The organism is Vibrio sp. 2134-1, assembly GCF_033339495.1.
The window spans coordinates 1-619 of sequence record NZ_JAWOUS010000608.1; the positions used below are offsets into that span (position 1 = coordinate 1).

At 44.4% G+C, this 619-nt stretch carries 1 protein-coding gene; it reads right to left on the reverse strand.

Annotated features, from left to right (window positions below; translation table 11 throughout):
• The coding region (locus R7R78_RS27510) for a 4-hydroxythreonine-4-phosphate dehydrogenase PdxA (protein ID WP_225474781.1) at positions 1–619 on the reverse strand (619 nt) is incomplete at both ends.

A 619-nucleotide genomic window follows, 5' to 3' on the forward strand; every position in this document is an offset into this window, starting at 1 on the left:
TAATACTGGCAATCCTTGGTCGTGGTACATGCCTAAAACAGCATCTGCATCGTTTAAATATTTTTCATTGAAAATGGTATCTGCCGGCAGTGGGCCGATCAGCTTGATACCTTTTTCTTTTTGAATCTTTTCCAGTGTCGGAGTGATGGTCTCGATCTCTTCACGACCTAAACAGCCATCTTCACCTGCATGAGGATTAAGCCCGCAAACATAGATGTTTGGCTCTGCGATGGCAAATTTTTCTACGAGGTCTTTATGAAGAATATCGATGATCTTCTCTAGTCGCTCTTCGGTGACCGCTTTTGACACATACGCCAATGGAATATGTGTGGTAACCAATGCGACACGCAGTCCTTCTGTTGCCAACATCATCACCACTAACGGTGTATTTGATTTCTCGGCAAAGAATTCAGTATGACCACTGAATGCAACACCTGCGCGATTGATCACCCCCTTGTGAACAGGGCCGGTGACAATAGCATCAAATTCATCATTCATACAGCCCAAAGCGGCTCTTTCTAGTGTTTTTAATACGTAGTGGCCGTTGGCTTCATTAAGTTGACCAGCAATCGCGTTTTCCGAAATTTCAACGTGGTCAACGATAAGTGTGCCCGCTTTT